Below are 604 nucleotides of genomic sequence, written 5' to 3'. Positions count from 1 at the left end.
CGTACTTTGGTTTGGCTAGTTATAGCCCTTGTAGTATTTGGAGGAGGCGCATGGATGGCACAGGAAACAAATCTATTTGGAGGAATAACTCTGAGCCCACGGGCTAAGCAGTTGGCTTATCTGAAGGAGCATGAAGAGGAAATGGCGAACTTCGTTAAATCTTGGAATTCAAAAGTTGAGAGTGTCCAATTTGATTGGGATAGTATGGAAGTTGGTCAGGTAGGAAATGGAACTCCTCAAGGCGGAGGTTATATGATGACAGTGAACGGTAGAATCAATAATAATAAGGATACTAAATTTACATTAGGTTTTCCACTAAAACGTAATTTAAATGAAATCCCTGAGAAACTTGTTATTATTCAAATGCAACCAATAAGAATTTTGAAAGGAAATTTATGGGATCTTTATGACTAACAGTAACTTAAAAACCTTTGATAATTTTTACTCAAATTTAATATTACTCATTCTCTACCAACTTAGAATACTTGCTAAAAGTATTTTTTTTTTACATTCATGATATAATATACTTAGATTCCGCTATATAGGAGGAAAGAGATGAAAAAACGTACTTTACTTTGGCTAGTTATAGCCCTTGTAGTATTTG

General features: G+C 34.3%; 1 protein-coding gene. It reads left to right on the top strand.

The annotated features are described in order from the left end of the window. Positions 1-414, top strand: a 414-nt coding sequence (locus GMD1S_RS08750) for a hypothetical protein (RefSeq protein ID WP_008281827.1), incomplete at its 5' end; no start/stop codon positions are given. Positions 415-604 lie beyond the last annotated feature (190 nt).

The sequence above is a fragment of the Streptococcus sp. GMD1S genome, assembly GCF_000296875.1.
GTDB lineage: Bacteria > Bacillota > Bacilli > Lactobacillales > Streptococcaceae > Streptococcus.
The sequence above is the reverse complement of the archived record's forward strand: the minus strand, read 5'-3'. Positions and strand labels throughout refer to the sequence as shown.